The sequence below is a fragment of the Candidatus Tisiphia endosymbiont of Dascillus cervinus genome (assembly GCF_964026405.1).
Lineage (GTDB): Bacteria > Pseudomonadota > Alphaproteobacteria > Rickettsiales > Rickettsiaceae > Tisiphia.
Map to the genome: position 1 here is coordinate 888,474 of NZ_OZ032146.1, position 20,081 is coordinate 908,554.

General features: G+C 32.1%; 17 protein-coding genes, 1 tRNA gene and 2 pseudogenes. 7 read left to right on the forward strand and 13 right to left on the reverse strand.

What is annotated here, in order from left to right:
* Positions 1 to 4 precede the first annotated feature (4 nt).
* A complete protein-coding gene (locus AAGD19_RS04375) occupies positions 5 to 1,027 on the reverse strand; it encodes a class I SAM-dependent methyltransferase (RefSeq protein WP_341747294.1) in 1,023 nt (340 codons plus the stop codon).
* A 229-nt stretch (positions 1,028 to 1,256) separates the two neighbouring features.
* On the opposite strand from AAGD19_RS04375, the gene AAGD19_RS04380 reads away from it, so the two are divergent.
* The 5 genes from AAGD19_RS04380 to AAGD19_RS04400 all read left to right on the forward strand — a co-directional run bounded on the left by AAGD19_RS04380 (position 1,257) and on the right by AAGD19_RS04400 (position 5,243).
* Positions 1,257 to 2,459, forward strand: coding sequence for a pyridoxal phosphate-dependent aminotransferase (locus tag AAGD19_RS04380; protein ID WP_341747295.1), 1,203 nt, complete (start codon positions 1,257 to 1,259; stop codon positions 2,457 to 2,459).
* Positions 2,456 to 3,097 (forward strand): lysophospholipid acyltransferase family protein, encoded by a 642-nt coding sequence (locus AAGD19_RS04385; RefSeq protein ID WP_341747296.1) that lies wholly within the window; start codon positions 2,456 to 2,458, stop codon positions 3,095 to 3,097. The genes AAGD19_RS04380 and AAGD19_RS04385 overlap by 4 nt, the downstream gene beginning before the upstream one ends.
* Positions 3,094 to 4,380: a lipid IV(A) 3-deoxy-D-manno-octulosonic acid transferase gene (gene waaA / locus AAGD19_RS04390; RefSeq protein WP_341747297.1), complete on the forward strand. Its 1,287-nt coding sequence runs from the start codon at positions 3,094 to 3,096 to the stop codon at positions 4,378 to 4,380. The genes AAGD19_RS04385 and waaA overlap by 4 nt, the downstream gene beginning before the upstream one ends.
* A 4-nt stretch (positions 4,381 to 4,384) precedes the next feature.
* Positions 4,385 to 4,936, forward strand: coding sequence for an isopentenyl-diphosphate Delta-isomerase (gene idi / locus AAGD19_RS04395; protein WP_341747298.1), 552 nt, complete (start codon positions 4,385 to 4,387; stop codon positions 4,934 to 4,936).
* Positions 4,937 to 5,167: 231 nt separating this feature from the next.
* A tRNA-Ala gene (locus AAGD19_RS04400) sits at positions 5,168 to 5,243 on the forward strand.
* Positions 5,244 to 6,044: 801 nt separating this feature from the next.
* Here the strand turns inward: AAGD19_RS04400 and AAGD19_RS04405 are convergent.
* The 7 genes and pseudogenes from AAGD19_RS04405 to AAGD19_RS07495 form a co-directional block, all read right to left on the reverse strand.
* A complete protein-coding gene (locus tag AAGD19_RS04405) occupies positions 6,045 to 6,914 on the reverse strand; it encodes a TIGR01459 family HAD-type hydrolase (RefSeq protein WP_341747299.1) in 870 nt (289 codons plus the stop codon).
* 536 nt (positions 6,915 to 7,450) lie between these two features.
* Positions 7,451 to 8,423, reverse strand: a pseudogene (gene ftsZ / locus AAGD19_RS04410) (cell division protein FtsZ); the annotation flags it as partial.
* 102 nt (positions 8,424 to 8,525) lie between these two features.
* Positions 8,526 to 8,795, reverse strand: a complete 270-nt coding sequence (locus tag AAGD19_RS04415; RefSeq protein WP_341747301.1) for a type II toxin-antitoxin system YafQ family toxin — start codon at positions 8,793 to 8,795, stop codon at positions 8,526 to 8,528.
* 2 nt (positions 8,796 to 8,797) lie between these two features.
* Complete coding sequence (locus AAGD19_RS04420) at positions 8,798 to 9,058, reverse strand: type II toxin-antitoxin system RelB/DinJ family antitoxin (RefSeq protein ID WP_341747302.1); 261 nt, start codon at positions 9,056 to 9,058, stop codon at positions 8,798 to 8,800.
* A gap of 95 nt (positions 9,059 to 9,153) precedes the next feature.
* Complete coding sequence (gene fumC, locus AAGD19_RS04425; RefSeq protein ID WP_341747303.1) at positions 9,154 to 10,536, reverse strand: class II fumarate hydratase; 1,383 nt, start codon at positions 10,534 to 10,536, stop codon at positions 9,154 to 9,156.
* A gap of 103 nt (positions 10,537 to 10,639) precedes the next feature.
* Positions 10,640 to 11,020, reverse strand: coding sequence for a DUF2278 family protein (locus tag AAGD19_RS04430; protein WP_341747304.1), 381 nt, complete (start codon positions 11,018 to 11,020; stop codon positions 10,640 to 10,642).
* Between the two features lie 20 nt (positions 11,021 to 11,040).
* Positions 11,041 to 11,364 carry a DUF2278 family protein gene (locus AAGD19_RS07495; protein WP_410520797.1) on the reverse strand — a complete coding sequence of 108 codons (324 nt, stop codon included), beginning with the start codon at positions 11,362 to 11,364 and terminating at the stop codon, positions 11,041 to 11,043.
* Positions 11,365 to 11,938: 574 nt separating this feature from the next.
* Between AAGD19_RS07495 and AAGD19_RS04435 the strand changes: the two genes are divergently transcribed.
* Positions 11,939 to 13,441 carry an oligopeptide:H+ symporter gene (locus AAGD19_RS04435; protein ID WP_341747305.1) on the forward strand — a complete coding sequence of 501 codons (1,503 nt, stop codon included), beginning with the start codon at positions 11,939 to 11,941 and terminating at the stop codon, positions 13,439 to 13,441.
* A 574-nt stretch (positions 13,442 to 14,015) separates the two neighbouring features.
* Here AAGD19_RS04435 and AAGD19_RS04440 read toward each other — a convergent pair.
* From AAGD19_RS04440 to AAGD19_RS04460, 5 genes and pseudogenes are all read right to left on the reverse strand, one after another.
* Complete coding sequence (locus tag AAGD19_RS04440; protein ID WP_341747306.1) at positions 14,016 to 14,435, reverse strand: HI0074 family nucleotidyltransferase substrate-binding subunit; 420 nt, start codon at positions 14,433 to 14,435, stop codon at positions 14,016 to 14,018.
* Complete coding sequence (locus tag AAGD19_RS04445) at positions 14,422 to 14,715, reverse strand: nucleotidyltransferase domain-containing protein (protein WP_341747307.1); 294 nt, start codon at positions 14,713 to 14,715, stop codon at positions 14,422 to 14,424. The genes AAGD19_RS04440 and AAGD19_RS04445 overlap by 14 nt, the downstream gene beginning before the upstream one ends.
* 368 nt (positions 14,716 to 15,083) lie before the next feature.
* On the reverse strand, positions 15,084 to 15,779 hold the full coding sequence (locus AAGD19_RS04450) for a hypothetical protein (RefSeq protein ID WP_341747308.1): 696 nt from the start codon (positions 15,777 to 15,779) through the stop codon (positions 15,084 to 15,086).
* 201 nt (positions 15,780 to 15,980) lie between these two features.
* Positions 15,981 to 16,964 carry a transposase gene (locus AAGD19_RS04455; RefSeq protein WP_341747233.1) on the reverse strand — a complete coding sequence of 328 codons (984 nt, stop codon included), beginning with the start codon at positions 16,962 to 16,964 and terminating at the stop codon, positions 15,981 to 15,983.
* Between the two features lie 120 nt (positions 16,965 to 17,084).
* Positions 17,085 to 18,929: pseudogene (locus AAGD19_RS04460) on the reverse strand (AAA family ATPase); the annotation flags it as partial.
* A 554-nt stretch (positions 18,930 to 19,483) separates the two neighbouring features.
* On the opposite strand from AAGD19_RS04460, the gene AAGD19_RS04465 reads away from it, so the two are divergent.
* Positions 19,484 to 19,606, forward strand: coding sequence for a hypothetical protein (locus AAGD19_RS04465; protein ID WP_410520798.1), 123 nt, complete (start codon positions 19,484 to 19,486; stop codon positions 19,604 to 19,606).
* Positions 19,607 to 20,081 lie beyond the last annotated feature (475 nt).

Below are 20,081 nucleotides of genomic sequence, written 5' to 3' on the forward strand. Positions count from 1 at the left end.
TTCATTAATGGTTTTTCTTACAAATCACCATATAGTATTTATCATTTTTTTCTAGAGCTAATTCTTCACTATTTAATATGGTAAACTTAGTTTGACCTAAAGCTTTCTTAATATCTGCTATAGTAAAAATAAATTCTTTTCTCTTTAATGAAAGGTTTGTGACGTTATCTATTGGTAAACAAAATGCAAAATATCCTAATACATTAACTATAGAATAAATAGAATTAAAATAATCTAATAGGTTTTTAGTAAACGAAAGAGAGTTAAAACTCAGTACTACATCATATTTATTAGAGTTGTGTTTAATAAAATCCGATATTGAAATTTCTAATAACTGATCATAAATATTGCCATATATGGTAACAAGCTTATTCATAATTTCTGAATTTTCAACACCGGTAAAAGTAAAGCCATCAGGAAAACGCTTTTTCACTTCATAACCCACTAAGCCTATATTACTACCTAACTCCAAAATATGGTAATTATCAGGTAAGTCTGTTATGTTATTCATAGTTGTACTTACAAAACTGTAAGGTAGGTATAGTTTATTATTACTACGAAATTTATTGCCATAATATTCAGCGGTAAGATTTTTATATTGATGCCAAATTTGCGGTGGAATCTCTGACAAATTATTATGATTTTGTAGAAAAGATGCTAACTTTATTTGATCAGCTTCAAAAGCTCTTTGTAGATGATACAAAGCTTTTTCATAATTATTTTTTAAGCAATATGTCCAACCAAGCCAATAATTAGCTTGATGGTCGTTAGGACAAAGAATTTTGTCAACCAATTTAAGCCTTAGTATAGCGTCATTTAAGTTATTTTTATACAAATGTTCTATACCAAGATTAAAATTAGTTTCTTTTAAGTGCGTTACCTTATATTTTACATCGACAAAATAATTGATAGATGTCAAGATTTTCTCCCTATACCAAGATGGGAAATTCTTAATATAATTATAGTATAATTTTATTTTGTCTTTTATTGAGCCGTAACTGTTACGAATAATTTTGCTGCCGAACATAAATTGCTATAAATTTGATTTTTTAAACATATATTCATCATATGATAACATATATATCAAATGACACTAATACTTAATAGTAATAAATTATATTGTACTAAATTCTGCTTTCAAGAATTGTTTTTTTTTAACAATTATAGTATAATACACCCCAATTTTGGATAAGAATTAACAAATTCTTATCCAAAATTCGCGTAATACGAAAATAATTATAAGGTTCTACAGAATCATGTCACTTATTGCTAAACGTTTAGATTTAATAAAACCATCCCCAACTTTAGCCTTAGTCAAAAAAACATTTGAACTAAAAAAGTTAGGTAGAGATATAATCTCTCTTGGGGCTGGTGAACCTGACTTTGATACGCCAGATAACATCAAAGAGGCTGCCATTAAAGCGGTGCGAGATGGTTTCACAAAATATACTAATGTTGATGGTATGCCGGAACTTAAACAAGCGGTACAGAACAAATTCAAGTATGAGAATAATATAGATTATAATTTAGACGAAATAATCGTGTCCAGCGGTGGAAAGCAAGTAATCTATAATTTGTTTATGGCATCTCTTAACCCAGGTGATGAAGTGATTATTCCTAGTCCCTATTGGGTTTCATACCCAGATATGGTAATGTTAGCTGAAGGGATTCCAGTATTTGTTAATTGTGGCATTGACAACAATTTTAAACTTACTATTGAAGCTCTAGAACAAGTAATTACCCAAAAAACTAAATGGTTAATTATTAATTCACCAAGTAATCCAACAGGGGCTGCATACTCTTACCAAGAGTTAGCAGATATTGCTGAGTTACTACGCAAATATCCCAATGTAAATGTTATGTCAGATGATATTTACGAGCATATTATTTTTGATGATTTTAAATTTTATACTTTTGCCCAAGTAGCACCGGATTTAAAAGATCGAATATTTACTGTTAATGGTGTATCAAAAGCTTATTCTATGACAGGATGGCGTATAGGATATGGGGCTGGTCCTAAATCATTAATTAAGGCAATGACTATTATTCAGTCACAAAGTACTTCTAACCCCTGCTCTATAAGCCAAATGGCAGCTATTGAAGCTTTAACTGGCACTCAAGATTTTATTAAACCTAATGCAAAAAACTTTCAAAAAAAACGTGACCTAACCTTATCAATTCTAAGTGATATCAAAGGTGTTAGTTGTGATAAACCAGCAGGAGCATTTTATCTATTTCCTAAATGTAATGAATTATTTGGTTTGAAAACTCCCACTAGTAAAATTATCAAAAATAGTAACGATTTTGGAGAATATCTGCTTGAAGAATGTAACGTTGCGGTTATTCCTGGTATTGCATTTGGTCTAGAAGGTTATTTTAGAATTTCATACGCAACTTCGATAGAAAATTTGGAGCAAGCATGCTTGCGTATAAAAAATGCTTGTCATCAATTAAAATGATCAAGAAACTTCTGAAAAAAAACAATTTTGTACTTAGTGTAGTTACTAAGTTATTGTATACTTATTTGAGAGTGGTTTATTTTACCTGTCGCTGGCAATTTGTTTTTTCAGATAATTACAATAAGCAAGAATTCTTGGCACAAAAAGGGGTGATTTTTGCTTTTTGGCATAATAGGCTGGCTTTCGGTCCAGGAATATTTGCTGGTCATAAAGATATTTATGCACTTGTTTCTCCTCATTCGGATGGTAAAATAATTGGTAATATTGTCAATAAGTTTGGCTTTGGGGTAATAAATGGTTCGACTAATAAAAATTCCGTAGCAGCTTTAAAAACAATTGTCAAAAAGTTACATAACGGTAGTAATATAGTGATCACACCAGATGGTCCACGTGGACCTATTTATAAAATAAATAGTAATATTAACAAAGTTGCTCAAAAATATAATATAAAATTAATACCGGTTTCTTGTCAGGCTTCTAGATATTTTTTACTTAAGAGTTGGGATAAACTGATTATGCCGCTACCTTTTGGTAAAATAACAGCTTTTATAGGTTCACCACTAGTTTTTATAGGCAATGAAAATCAAGATGATATTAATTTGGCACAAGCATTAAACATCAGTGAAATAAACTTATGATTTATTTATATCATGTCTTAAGTTTTTTGTTCCTTCCACTGTATGTTCTGTTACTACTATGGAGAGTTATTGTTGGTAAAGAAGAGATAAAAAATATTGGTGAACGTTTTGCTATTGGGCATACACATACTAAACGAAATGAAACTTTAGTTTGGATACATGCAGCCAGTGTAGGGGAATCTATTATAGCTCTTACCTTAGTTGAAAATATTAATAATCTTTGGTTAAAAAGAACTATGCCAAAAACCTCCTTAAAGTTTTTGGTTACTTCGGGAACTAGATCTTCTGGAAAAATATTACAACAAAAACTACCGCAAAATGCCATTCATCAATTCATTCCTATAGACAATATTATTTTTGTTAAAAAGTTTTTTAGAAATTGGCAACCAAACCTAGGAATTTTTGTTGAATCAGAGTTATGGCCATGTCTCATTAGTGAAGGGGCAAAACATTGTGAACTATTATTATTGAATGCACGTATTTCTGATAAATCATTTGAATCGTGGAAAAAAATAAGTTCATTTTTTAGGTCAATTACCTGTAATTTTAGTAAAATTATTGTTCAAAGTAACACCGATTTTCAGAAATTCATGCAACTTGGCATGAACAATATAGAAAATTTAGGCAACATCAAATTTGCCAACAAAAAATTATCCGTGAATGAACACGAGTTAGCAATTTTAGCACAACATATGAGTACTAAAAGAATCATCGTATTTGCCAGCACCCATCTGGAAGATGAATCAGTATTACTTAATGTTATAAAACCAATAAAACAACGATATCCAAATTGCTATTTTATTCTAATTCCACGCCATCCTGAACGTAAAAATGATATAGGAAAAGCATGTACTCAATTAAATTTAACCTATAGCATTAAGTCTGAACAAAACATACCTATTCTGACTGATGATCTTTACATCGTTGATAAATTTGGAGAACTAGGATTATTTTTTAGCATAGCGTATATCTCATTTGTTGGCGGTTCATTTAAACAAGGTGGACATAACGTACTTGAGCCAGCATATTTTGCCAATTATATTATATTTGGACCAGATATGAGTAATTCTGCTAATATTACTAATGAAATGCTTACTAATAAAGCTGCTACTCAAATTCGAGATGAAAACGATTTGCTGAATAAAATTGAGTATCTTCTATCTGAGACTGGTACTCAGGAAGCTAAAGTTTATCAGGCTAATGCTTTGGAATTTGTTAATAAAAACCAACAAATTTTGGGTAATTATTTAAATATTATAGAAAAACACTTAGTGGGAAATTAATGTTATGTTATACTCAGAACATGTGGTATTAGTTGATGAACAAGATAATATCCTTGGAATAGAGGATAAGTTAAAATCTCATAATTCTAATACTCCATTGCATAGGGGATTTTCTGTATTTCTTTTCAATAGCAAAAAAGAATTTTTGATACAAAAAAGAAGTTTACTCAAAAAAACTTGGGGTGGGTTTTGGTCAAATAGTTTTTGTGGACATCCACAAATTAACGAAACTTATGAACAAGCAATTTATAGGCATGCAAAATTTGAATTAGGTTTAGTAAGCCTACAGAGAGTAGATATTATTGCTAATTATCGCTATAAATTTGCTATAAATAATATTATAGAAAATGAAATATGCCCGGTATATTTGGCTTCATCAGATGATATCATAAAAATAAATGAACAAGAAATAGCAGAAGTAAAATTACTTAAATGGGTAGACTTTAAGTTATATATGGAAAAATACCCAACAAAATTTTCCCCTTGGTGTAAGGAAGAGCTTAAAATATTAGAAAATAACGAAATATTCAAAAAATTTATGGATTCATCTTTATAACTATAGTATAAAACTGGACTATGGCTAACCCGACTAATATTTAGCCAAATTCACAAACGTCATTGCGAGTAGCTACTTTAGTAGCGACGAAGCAATCCATAAAAGTGATTAGCAATGGATTGCTTTGTCGGCTTATGCCTCCTCGCAATGACACCAGTTTACTATGGCTAAATGCTAAGCGGGTTAGCTATAATGAGTATACTCACCGCAAAAGAATATATAGGGTATTTAGGGGTCATAGCTCAGTTGGTAGAGCGTTTGAATGGCATTCAAAAGGTCGGGGGTTCGATTCCCCCTGTCTCCACCAAATACCTCCAACCTTTCAAAGGTTTTTATAATTTCTTAAAAGTATTTTTATTTTGGTTTTATTTTGGTTTCCCACCAAAAGTCTCCAAATTTGACCTACAAAATAGTCTATTTTTAACCGTTTTTCACGGGGAGGAAATATGACAGAATCGTTAATTTTCTGACAATTTAATTGAAAATCCTGATACCATTTTTTACAATTTGGTGGGTAATTTTATCCCACCTGAGTGGTGCAATCTTACTAACAATTGTGGTAAACAATTAAGCAAAACTTCTCGTCAACTTTTGTCATTGGTTTTACGAATGTTGGTTGGATATATGAGAGTTTTGTCTGAAAATGAAAGATAGAATACAGATTTGCAATATAATGCTTTAATAAAAGCTTGAGTTGATCAACGTAATATATATATAGATCAAACTAACTTACACAAAAAAAATTATTGACTCATCAATTTGAAATACTTTGTGGGGATTTTAAATATGATTTATTGGAAAATAAAAAATGAACTTACACAAAAAAAATGATTGACTCTTTCCAAATCAAGTGGAAGACCATTTCAATGTTCTAAAACCAACAAGATAGGCTTGTAGCCTATCTTACCTTTCGGAAGCCGGGGATGCCGGTAGCTCTGCATGTCCGGTTCTGAGGAGGAGCTTAACCAAGCAATTGGTTAGGTCTACTCACACGTCCGACCTACGGTCTCCTCGCTAATAGACGGTTTTTTTTAACTTTCAACAGTTGTGGCGAATACCCCGCAAGTATTTGCAAGAGCCAATTCTTCAAAGTATTCAAGTATCTGAGTCAATCTGCAGTCAATTGAATAACAAAATTTGGCACTACTCCCTGCTCAGTTGCTGCAATTTCCAAATGGTACATTTTTTCTTCAATAGTATGATACTGGTTATGAAACTTTGTAGCATTACCTGTTAATACTAAAGCTGAATTAATTCCTACTTTATTCGCTCCTAAAATATCAGTATAGAAAGTATCGCCTATCATAAGAATACGTTCCAATGCAATATTTGGTAATTGGGTTAATACTTTATGATATATTTCTATATAGGGTTTGCCGGTAAAAATTACTTCACCACCAAATTGTTTTATTTTTGCAGCAAAGTATCCAGCACAATATCTCTGTATTCCTTGTTGTCTAATTCCAAGGTCTGGGTTCGCACATATGCTAACCATGTTTCTTTTAACTGCAGTTTTTAATAAATCGTCAAACTCATCCAAATTTAAATTTTTTCCTTCATCACGATAAAGCGTTAACAGCAAAATATTAGCTTCATTTATGTTTGTGGTAGTAGGTGTCTGTAATCCTTCCATAAGATCGTTACTTTCTTGACCAAGATGATAAACTATAGGATTTTTTATACCAAATCTTTTATCACTTTCTAGTATCATATCAATTGCTACTTCACCAGAACTAATAATCATTTCTTTCGTTGCGTTAATGCCCCAGCTGTTAATTTTAGTAAATAAGGAAAATGTGTTGCGTGGGGCATTAGTAACAAAAAAAACTTTCTTTTGTTGTTTAAGTATCTTGTTAATATTGTCAACTACTCCGGGATAAATTTGGTTACCTTCTACTACCACTCCCCAAAGATCAAATAAAAAAACATCATAATCATCTATTACAGATGAAATATGTCTAAAATCTAGTTTTGTCATTTTGCACACTATACTTATAGGATAATCTGATGATAATAGACAATAAATATTTTTAGTAAAATATATTTGTTGAAAATTGTAGGGTAATTTAAAAACCTACCCTAAAAAATCTCTCATAAAAAAATAAATTATGTTAACAAATTATTTTGGTTTCCTTAGAAAGGTTGGAATATCATGGATATCAACTTCTACATTATCCTTCTGAAGAATAGGGGGTGTAGGCTTTTTTATTTGCTCCTGAGTTTGAGTAGTATTAGATCTGAGTGAATTCCACATTCTACTTAGTAAAGATGATTTTGCATCATTACTGCTTATAGTTTGCTGATTTAGCATATCAATTGATGTTGCTTGAACACTTAAATTTAAATGTTGTGTTTCAGAATCCACTAAACTAGGCTTTTCACCAGTATATTGAGCAAAATCTGGAATTTCTTCTAATATTGTTGTTTCTATCGAATTGGACTGACTATCCATCTGTTCAGAACTCGTAGTAGTACTTGCTATTAATTCAATAGGTTGGGATTTGCTACTTATTGAGTGATCAGCATCAATACCAGTAGCAACTACCGATACTCTAATAACACCATTTAATTCTGGATTAAACGTAGAGCCGAAAATAATATTAGCATCGCTATCACCTACTTCTTCTCTAATTCTATTAGCAGCACTATCAACTTCAAATAATGTCATATCCGTACCACCAGTAATGTTAATTAAAACCCCCCTAGCACCACGCATTGAGTTATGATCTAATAATGGGTTAGAGATAGCTGCTTCAGCAGCTTTAACTGCCCTATCCTCGCCAGAGGATTCCCCTGTACCCATCATAGCTTTACCCATTTCGCTCATCACCGTTCTAATGTCGGCAAAATCTAGATTGATAAGCCCTGGCATGATCATCAAATCAGTAACCCCTCTAACTCCAGCATGTAATACATCATCTGCCATTTTAAAGGCATCTGCAAATGTAGTACTCTCATTTGCTATACGAAATAAATTTTGATTCGGTATTACTATCAAAGTATCAACAAATTTCTGTAAATCTAGTAAACCTTGCTCGGCAGTTCTAATTCTATGCTTTCCTTCAAAATGAAAAGGCTTAGTTACCACTCCGACAGTAAGAATTCCTAGTTCCTTGGCTATCTTTGCAACAACCGGAGAAGCACCTGTACCAGTGCCTCCACCCATCCCGGCAGTGATAAACACCATATTGCTACCCTCTAAGTATCCCTTAATCTCGTTAGCTGATTCTTCAGCGGCTAAAGCACCAATCTCTGGAGATGCACCAGCTCCAAGACCCTTAGTAATAGCAACTCCTAACTGTATTTTATTATCACATAAAGAATGTTCCAGTGATTGTGCATCAGTATTAGCAACAACAAAATTTGCTCCTTGTAATTTTGCAAGTACCATATTATTTACCGCATTACCACCAGCTCCCCCAACACCAAATACTGTAATAACTGGTTTAAGAACTATATTCTCTAGTGCTTTGAAATGTAAAGCCATAATAATACTCTACCTGTTAAGTTAAATTGTTGTTAGTATAGTAAAGAATCCAAAAATTTCTACCATAAAATAACCTTCCTTATAGTTAAGAGTTGTTTTAAATTACTCGAATAAATCAACATGAGTACCACTGCGGTGTAATATAACTAAGTCATCAGTTATTTCATAAATAAGAAGCCAGTCAGGTTCAATATGACATTCATATTTCGAACCATAATTTCCAATTAATTTGTGTGAACGATATTTACTTGGCAAAGGAATACCTTGTACCAATATTTCTACCACCTTATATAGTTTTTTTAAATCTTTATTTCTTTTAACAATACGCTTTAAGTCACGCTTAAAAACTGTAACCTGTATAATCTGTTTCAACTTTAGTCAATATTTAAAGATTGTTTAAATTCAGCCAAGGAAGACTTAGTGTAATCACCTTCTTCACTTTCTTTAAATGCTTGTAAAGTTTCAAGGTTTGGCTTTTTTACATGTGGTCTAAAGGGTAGTCCTCTAGAATTGATGGATTGCTTTATAAATATCCTGATAGCTTCAGACAATGTCATACCCATCTCATGAAATACTAATTCTGCCTCATCCTTAATTTCTGAAGAAATACGTAGCCTAATGTCAACATTATCCATAAATTCCCCTTATTATACATATAATGTACGTAACATTGACATATATCGTGATATATGTCAATAGACTTCTTGCAAGACTTCATCTGCCCATTATATCATACCATATTTTCTGCTAGCACTAAGCTATCAAACTCTTCACCTGATAAAAAATTTAATTTTATAGCCGCTTCTCTTAAAGTTATACCTTCCTGATAGGCTTTTTTTGCAATCTTTGCTGCATTATCATAGCCTATATGTGGATTTAATGCTGTTATTAACATTAGCGATTGTTCTCTGAGCTTATTAATACGTTCTATATTGGGTACTAGCCCATCAATACAGTGCGTAACAAAATTATTGATGCTAGAAGACATTAAGTCTATTGACTGCAAAATATTATATATTATAACAGGCTTAAAGGTATTTAGCTCGAGGCAACCGTTTGATCCGGCTACAGTTACTGCAAGATTATTTCCCATGACCTGAACACAAACCATAGTTAATGCTTCAATTTGTGTTGGGTTGACTTTACCTGGCATAATTGACGAACCAGGTTCATTTTCTGGTAGATGTAATTCACCAAAACCACATCTTGGCCCTGATCCGAGCAGTCTAATATCATTAGCAATTTTCATTAAACTTACCGCTATAGTATTTAGGGTACTAGAGAATTCTACTAATGCGTCATGAGTAGCTAGTGCTTCAAATTTATTAGCAGCACTTTTGAACGGATAGTTAGTATATGAGGCAACTTTATCAGAAAATTTTATCGCAAATTCTTTACGGCAATTAATACCAGTACCTACTGCAGTGCCACCTTGTGCCAAGAAATATACTCTTTTTAGTGACTCTTCAACCCGTTCTATAGCATATGCCACTTGTGCTACATATCCAGAAAATTCTTGTCCAAGAGTTATAGGTGTAGCATCCTGTAGATGAGTACGCCCTATCTTAACTATTTTATTCCAAGCTTGAGATTTGGTATTTAACGCCGAATGCAGATTTGTTAAGGCTGGAATCAATTGTTGCTTACTAGCAAGTACGGTTGCTATATGCATAGCAGTTGGGAAGGAGTCATTGGATGATTGTGCCATATTCACATGATCATTAGGGTGAATTGGTGATTTACCACCCTTTTTACCTACTAGCTGTTCATTACCAATAGAGGCGATTACTTCATTCATATTCATATTAGTCTGTGTACCAGACCCGGTCTGCCATACTACTAAAGGAAATTGATCATCAAATTCCCCATCTAATATTCTAGTGGTAGCTTGATCTATTGATTCTGCTATTTCAGGCTTAAGATCACCTAATTCCTTATTGACCTTTGCTGCACATTTTTTTAAAATTGCCAATGCCTTAATCAATTGGATAGGCATTTTTTGGTTACCTATCTTAAAATTTGCAAGAGACCTTTGAGTTCCTGCACCCCAGTAAGATTGATTATCTACTTTAATTTTTCCAAATGAATCAGTTTCAATTCTATAATTTTTCATAACAATCTTTTCCTTTTCCTACCTTCTATATTAAGCTTATGCAAGAAGTCTATTACACGAATTCGGGATAAGAATTAGTTAATTCTTATCCCGAAATGAGGTTCTATTCATCTGCCCAAGCTTTTGACTTACCTTGTTCATCAAGAGGGTTACCGTCATCATCAATAACCAAAGATTGCTCCGTGAATTTAAAGAAGAAAGCTTTATTTGTATTATTAGGCGTTTCTACAAATATAGCTCCATCTTGATAAATACCATTACTTGCACTTTGCGGCATCATTAAAGAAGCACCTTGGTTCATATGTATATCATGTATACCTCTAGGAGGTAGATGATTATATGTTTGTCTTAGATGTAAGCCATAAGGCATCTCTTGCATTGTTTCACTATCATAATACGATTCACCTAAAATACACACTTTTGTACCACATATAAGATATTGGTCTAACAAAGCTGATATTTCTTGCCATGATTTTGGTAGCATATTCTTTAAATCAGCTACTTTTAAAATTTCACTACGAAGATAATCAAGCCTAGAAGTGTAAGGTACTTATCCAAACTAAATAATCCTTCATTTCCTAGTTTATCTAAATTAGTTAATAGCTCATTACTGAACTGATCGGTATAGTACACCTTAACATTAGGTATCGAATCGGACTGAGTGTTTATATTTACTTGATAGTCTAATCCATTAGCTTGTACTATAAGATTATGATGAGTCATTGTGTGTTTTATATGATCTTCTAAATCCTGTGATACGATTCCCTTTAAACACGAATAATTTTTTAACATACTAATAACCTTTTTATACATAGTAGATTTGCTCATTCTACTATAGAAGCTTGTGAAATGCTACCGTATTTTAAATTCTTTATATTTAAATTACTTGACTCTTTTTCCTACTATATTATACTAAATATGTCATATTAAATATATGGCATAACATTTTCTATCTATTATAGGTTATTTTTATGTTAAAAGAATCAGATGATTTAAAAAACCCTCGATTATCAATAATCGTTAAAAATACTAACGAAAATTCTATCTTCTATCTTCTATCTTCTATCTTCTATCTTCTATCTTCTATCTTCTATCTTCTATCTTCTATCTTCTTTCCTTTTGCCGCATATCCTCATCATTTTCACATGTATTGGTGCTAATCACCTTATTTCTATTTTTCCAAAAAGCTTTAATTCTTAATTTAACAACACATAATTTAACCGCGATTTTTTGTTTTCTTGCTTAATTTATGTGAATTTTTAAAAAATGTTATTGAAAAGTGCTGTCGTTTGACGTGCGTGCTAAAGAATCTTATTAAGTTTTAGTAAGTTCTTTGGCTTGACCTTAGAATGACCTACTTTCATATAACATTCAAATTCTAACATTATATTGTAGGTGTTTTATGAGTGCAATTTTAAATGTACCAAATTCAACGAGGTTTCCCAAATTTTTAATAATACTATTCTTTGTTGAAATGTGGGAGCGGTTTAGTTATTATGGGATGAGGTCTCTTTTAGTGCTTTTCTTGACTTCCCGTCTAGGGTATGAAGATGCAAAAGCTTATGCCATCTATTCATTATTTGCAGCGGTTGGTTATGCAGATCCTGTGCTTGGCGGCTTCCTCGCTGACAAATTAACAGGATTTCGTAATATGGTACTACTTGGCGGTATCATTATCACTATTGGTCACCTGTCCTTAACTTTAGTTGAATTGGAGTCTGAGCTAATATATATAGGCCTGGCGTTAATTGCTGTAGGTACTGGTATGTTTAAAGGGAATATAACTAATTTGTTAGGTTCATGTTACAAGGAAGACGACCCAGAACGAAGTAGAGGATTTACTTTATTTTATGTAGGTGTAAATCTAGGATCATTCATGGCATCCATATCATGTAGTTATATAGCTTATTTATATGGTTGGCACTATGGTTTTGGTATAGCTGGGGGTGGTATGATCTTAGGACTTACTATTTTTATCAAATTTCAACATTTGTTAGGAGATAATGGTATTTCCCCACGACCAGAACTGATGAATAAGAAAATACTAGGGTTAAATATTTTTACTATATTAATGATAGCTAGCCTTCTTTTTGCTCTTGTAGTTGCTAGAATGCTTATATCAAGTGAGTTCTTTGCTAATATACTTGCTTTGTGTGGTATTCTAATTTTAGGTATATTTATTTACATAATAGTAAAATCATCGCCACTACAAAGAAAAAGATTAACAGTATTATTAATACTAATTACATTTTTTATGTGTTTTTTTGCATTAGAAATGCAACTTGGCTCACTAGTCAACTTATTTACTCAAAGAAATGTTGTAAATGAAATATTGGGGTTAACAATTCCACCTGCTGCTTTTCAAGCAATAAACCCTTTTTCAATTATAATATTTGGTTCTCTATTAGGGGCATATATGAAATTTGATAAAAAATATGCCACTCCTATATTTGCTTTTGGTATTTCTACCATGGCTATATGCTTTTTTATATTATATATAGGATGTTTAAATGCAAATATAGAAGGAAAGATAGGATTACTATACTTAGTAAGTGGTATAGCATTTATAGGGCTTGGAGAACTATGTATAGGACCATTAATACAAGAACAAGCAACTTTACTTGCACCTAAACACTTAAAAGGCTTGGTAATGGGTATAATAATGTTATTTGCAGCATTTGCTAATTTAGCAGGAATTTTAATATCGAAGTTCATGTCAATCCCTTCCATAAATGGGGAAGTAGATTGTCTAGAGTCCTTAGAGATATATAAAAAAGGATTCTTAAAGATAGCAACGTTTAACTTAGGGTTAGCACTCTTATTTTTACCTTGCTATCTGTTTGTAAATAAAGTTATAGCACAGACGAGTACAGAAAAAGTAGACCAAAAACGCCAACGTAAGTAATGGTATACTGCTTGTAAATGAAGAGTTGATAGACGCGATAGAATCAAAATCATGATAGTAGCAGGAGTCGTAGGGTCGAAGTGCTAGGCGTACATTTAGTACGTGGCTACCTAACCTCAGTTCGATGAATTGATAATTCTTATATCGATACTTGCTTTATTATAAGGAAAAATGCACTCTTGAAGCGGCTGACGCGAGTCCATTTTAACTTTTTTCATCATTCAATATGTGATTTTAATTATTAAAATCACATATTGAATGGAGTATTATATTTTAACAATCAGGTGGGCAGCCGCTTCAAACCTGATTGTTTCTATATATAATACTGAATTCGATGTAACTTGTTACATCAAATTCAGGTTACCTACGATCCACAACTGTCGAAAGTTCGAAGAGGCAGCGGTTTTAGGCAGGGCAGTTTAAAAGTTGTATGTGGTCAACGTCTATTAGCGAGAAGACCGTAGGTCGACGAAGCAATCCAAAAAATAACCAAAAATGGATTGCTTCGTCGGCTTATGCCTCCTTGCAATGACGCTAGGCTGTTTTTCCTATAACTTTTAAATCGCCATGGGGATTATACGTAAGGTAAGTGATTAAGAAAGTTCAATTTATCAAATGTACTTCTTAATGTGGGAATGTAAGATCTAATATTATTATAAATTTTATCCGCTAGCTGCTCATCATAAGTGTGAGAGGTAATATTTCTATCTAGCAGCATTTTTAACCACTCTTGTTCATGATCAATCAGATGTCCTTTAAATGCTTCTCTTAAAACATCTTTAGGATATTGTACTTCTACTCCTTTGCTTTCAAGAATTACCCTTAATAATTTCCAAAATAGTTCTATTGTAAACTCAAATCTTTGAATGGTAGCATCTATATTACTTCGATCTTCTAGCACGGGCTTAAATACAATATCTTCTAAAGATATTAAAGCTCTACTTAGCTTTGAAAAACCTAACTCTATTTTAGTATATTTTTTAGGATCTTTCATATAATTTCACCCCTTCTCGTATTATAGATAATTTTAAGTCTGATGAATCCTCTAATTCGTCAAGCCTTATACAATCTATTTTTAAGAGTGTATCAGCATTATCAACAATTTCTTGTAATTTCAACCAATCCTTAGTAGTAGCATTATGACATACTATAGCTAAATCAATATCTGCTCTATCCTGATTATCGTTCCTTGCCCTAGAACCAAATAACCAAACTTCCTCAACCACAATCTGTGATATTAAATCATTATAAAATTTATAATCCTGAACTTTCATTTATTAATTCCATACCTTCTATTATTTTAATAACTTTTTAAAATAATAAAGAGGTAAGATTAGATTGCAATAAAGTTATCTTCACAATTTTAAAATTATATTATAGCTAACCTGAAAAGGTTTTAGGTATATGTTAATCTTGCTTAGCTAGAAAGCGATGTCATCCCGCGAAGGTTTATGTCATTCCTGCGTATGCAGGAATCTAAAAAATGACCAAGATAGGTGTTAAAGTTATTTTAGATATCTACCTACGCAGGGATGACATCGTAAGATCATATTTAGATTCCGCACCTACGCGGGAATGACACCAAGGCTATCACCTACCTTAAACGTGTTAGCTATACCTAAGATTATTTACTTAACCTTGCTTAAGAATTAACTATTCTGCGTATTTCTTCTTTGACTCTTTCTATTTTTTGAATCACATTAATCACTCCATTTTTTGTTTTTTGATTATATATCGTAATATCGGCAACAACTTTTGTTCCATTTCTGTAAGGATATATTTTTATAGAAATGTCAAATTGCTCATCATTAAGGTTTAATCTGTAATTAGTGCTATCTTTACCTAACAGGCGATCAAAGTTTGCTTTTATTGAATCACCATTATATTCTGAATTGAGTTCAAATACATAATCAAATACAGCACTTGATAAATAAGATTCTATATCAAAATCAGGCACAGGAAATGGCAAAACTACACCCTGTTGGTATGTTTCTTGAGTCTTAGGCGTTAGTATAACCCATGTGCTATCAGGCTTAGATATAGTATTTACGTCAACATTGTAAATCACACCAGAACCTGCCACCCCATTGTCAGTCCTTCTTTCTATTAACAAACCATTGTGTTTAGAATTAATATGTAACCTTTCTCTTTTACTCTCAGGTCCACAATTATATTGCTTGAACCTTAGTCCATTAACTGTCCCAGCACTTTGTTCAACCCCATGTGGTAAAATATATGTTACTTGGATACCTTTAATATCTTGGGCTAAATTAGCCTTCGGCATCAAAACCCCATCTCCAACACACCCTGTTAAAAATAGAAAAACAGATAATATCATTATTAGTGTACTTAAACGCACATTTCCCTCTTATTTACATAATTAAGATATTTTTTATAATTTAAACGTAAAAAGCAATTTTTATATTAAACAAAAATAATTGTACATATCTAATATAATTAGAGATGGACTCATGTCAACAATTTTTAAATTATTAATCATCAATAACACGAATTTAACATAACAGTTTTACCTCAAAACTTACGCTATGTAAGGTTCTAAATAGCGTAAAGAGGGTGAACGTAACTGCTGTTGCATATAATGATCTAAAAGCCCTAACTTTATTTGATAAACCGTCTTACCTATTTTGTGTGCAGTTCTTTTTAGAAAAGCCCACACTAAAAATGCACAACTAATGTGATTACGCTGGATGCGTTGTTTTCTGCATTGGCATCGTTCTATACCGGTAAGTTGCTTGATTTCTCTATGCATGCTCTCAATTACCCAACGAAAGCCACACTCATCTTGTACGGCTTTAGAAGATTTTTGAGTTTTGTTATTGGTAACAATATAATCAACTCTGTTGGTAGAAACAGTAAGTTTAAACAAATTAACATGCTTATCTTTTGCAAAGCCCTTTATATGAATCTCCACTCCGCTCTTAATTTCCTCATCTGAAAACGTTAACTTGCTAACAGCTTTATAAGGCTTAGAAGAGGAAGTTTTAGTAACGTTTCTATTTGCTTTAATAGGAGCATAATAATATTTACCCAAGGAATCAACATGTTGCATAATTTTATGCGTAGCATACCATGTGTCAAAAAGCACAGTTTGAAAAGGAATCTTTTTGCTATACACAGCATTATTTAACATATTTAATAGGTGTTCTACTTTTGTCGCTCCATCATGTTCGGGCGAAAAAATTCGGTAATCTATTACCCAAAACTTATTAATATCCGGATTATAATATACCAAACTTACTACTCCTATACCAGTAGTAATACCACCTGTAGCCCCACTGTACTGTGATCTAGCAATTTCTATTTTCTTGGTATTTCTTTTATTTAACACCGTATCATCAAATATTGTATATCCGTTAGGCGATAAAATAACATCATCCTTAATATGTTCCCATAACAAAGAAGGTGTATATTTTTCATTTTTTAAAAATCTATTAATAACATCATGGCTACATTTTTTGGCATGTTCAGCATAGTAGGTCAAACTATAATTCTTTTGACTCACTATTAGAAATTGACAGTAATCTGTCCTATTAACTGGTATTGCTTGCAATTTTATCCTCTTGGCATTTGTAAATTATACTCAACATAATGTACCATTTTTTTTCTCATAGCGTAAGTTTTGCATATAATCTTCATATTGCTTATCTGATTTTGAGTCTAGAATAAAGAGACGATATTCTTTACCAGTCAGTATGCCACTTACTTTTAATAATTCTCTTATTCCTTGATTAATACTATCTACTTCTTGGTTACCCACAGTAATTATTAAACGTTCTTGCAGATTAAATCTACTACTATTCCAATCATTAATTAATCTTGTCATTGATTCTTCCAAAGTATGATCAATCTTTAACCCATTATGCCTCTCTAATAACAGTAGCCCAGCTGCAATATCTGATTTAGCAAAACATAAAACCATTTCTCTTGCCCATTGTTGGCTTTGTCTTCTAATATCACTGAGTACATATGAACCAAATGTACTGGCAAATATTTCAAACATTCCACCTCGTTCGATTGAGGTTAGTTGCTTCTCATCTCCTGCTAATATTACATTACAATTAGAGCTTCTTGCTACCTTAAATAATTCTAAATAATCACTATTACTTACCATTCCTGCTTCGTCTACTACTAGCAAACTATTATTTGGCAGAGTAATTTTACCATTATACAATTTAAATAAAAATCCCTTTACCGTATAACATTGTTGATAACCCTTACTTTTTAGCTCTGATACAGCTTTATGAGTAGGGCTAAGCCCTATAATATTTTGTCCATGGTGAGTAACAAGTTTATAGGCAGTAGCTAGTATTTGTGATTTACCAGTACCGGCTCTACCACGCAGCATTCTTATCCCATTATATTGCAGTAAAATATGTTGTAGTGCTTCTCTCTGAGACTCGCTAATGTTAGAAAGTTTTGCTATATCTTCTTTTAAACTTGCTATATTACCGACTATATGATAATTGATATTATCATGAATTTTATTAGCTATTCTAAGTAAACACGATTCTTCCTCTCGAACGTCGCAAGTAGTGTAATATTTAGTATCTTTGCCATCTTCATTATATAGTTTTACTAACCTGTCGGAATTTAATACATCTTGAATTAATTTTTGCTTTTCCTCTTTTCCTTGAATTTCTTTAACCGCTCCTACTACATCTTGTTTAGTAAAAATAGCTTGATGTCTTATAATACGATTTAATACCCTATCACTATCTTTAATAATTTTTAGATGAGCTAGCTTGCGTAGCTCATTTTGCTCTGCTATTTCATTAATGATGCCTCTCATTCTCACAGGACCAAGATGTTGTTGTGGTATCATGCTTATTGAATCCACTCTATTTTCTAAACCTAATTTAGCAAAATATCTGTTCATTACTTCTTTGGCTCTCTGATGAATCATCTGTGATTCCGGAATAATAAATGCTTTACCGTTAACTTTTTTAAATTCGGGGTTTAAATCTACTGCTTTTGCTCCTAAACTCTTACCGTCTTCTGTAAATCTCCTAGTAGTAACAAGCAGATGAGCATGCCAATTTCGTTCTCCATTATGGGGTTTATGTATATCTACTTGCACTCCTAAACCATTTTTTACCCATGCCATCTCTTCTATTATTTCATGGGTAATGGCTATTCTATCTTGTAAATCTAGCTCCTTATCGTCAGGCAAGGCTATAACAACATCTTTTAATAACTGGCTATTTTTTCTTTTTTCTGCTCGTTCTACATCATTCATCAATATTGCAGGGTCTTTAAATCTTCCATCTACATAGCTAGGTAGTAAAACTGTATGATAGACGTTATCTCCTTTTCTGGCAAAATTATAAGTAACATTAGTCTGATGATCTTTAATAATCATCCTCGCATTATAAGCAGCTTTACAACAGCTATTTCTTCCTGAGCTTCTACTTAACCCGAGTTGCCAATTAATTATACTGGCAAAAGCTATATTTAACGCTGGTTTCATGTGAGGCTCGATACTAAAACATTTTTAATACAAACATATTTCTAAAAAATATAGTTTTTATTAAGTGTTTTAATGTTACAAATTAACTTCAAATGTTCATAAAACCTAGCTCTGCTCTTATAAATTAATTGGCAACTCGGGTTACTTACTATCTCGATCCTTGCAAATTGTATCGCCATAATTCTTTATTGTTCATTATCTCAATCTTGCATTACATTACCATGCAAATTTTAAATCATTGAGTAGAATCTAGATCAAATGAACCGGCAAAAAAAGCAATAAACTTTAGTTTATATATTGCGTATTAACCTAATCTAAAGTTAGGTTAATAACCTCTCCCTCCGTAGCTTTTCAGCTGTTACTTACAATAATGACAATTATCTTAATTTATATTAATTTTGCTGGTTCGGTAGGCAACGGGGATTGTATCAATTATCTAGTTCAGAAAAAAATATGAAGGATTTTTTATTGATACTTAAATAATATGTTGGACTTCTTAAATTTATTGTGCATTCATGACATGTAAACAATAATGTCTAAAATATTATACTCATATGGATAATGTCATAAAACAAAGATTAAAATTACAACAAAAGAAAGCCAAAATTATTACTAAAGAAGCTAAACTTAACATTATAGAAAGAAATAGTGCGTACTCGTCACTTAATCGAACTTAGGGGATTGATTGCTAAAGCAAACTCCATTTTAATTGAAGACACCAAAAGCATTAACTCACTTTTATCATTTTTATATGCAACAAAATTAACCTTTCTATCCCATAATGCACCGCTGTAAGCCTTATATTCTAAAGCTTTTAGTAGATAAAACAATATACTAATAACTCAACACTGCAAAGATTGTTATAATAATTTGTAACAATAAAACTACTACACCCCAATACCTCAAACTTATAGGTCATTGCGAGACGTACTTTGTCTATATTAAGGAGCTTAAATTATCTCTTTATTAATCCTTTCCAAGCAAATTTTTTCCGTCACTGTTTTTAATTTTTTAACTCTAGCAATAAGGTAAAGTAGTAATGTTCTCTAGAGCCAATATCAATACCTGCCGCATCAGGATTAATTACAGATAGTTTCTGTTTATCATTCTTTTTATTTGTCATATCATCTCCTACACTAAGAATTAGACCGA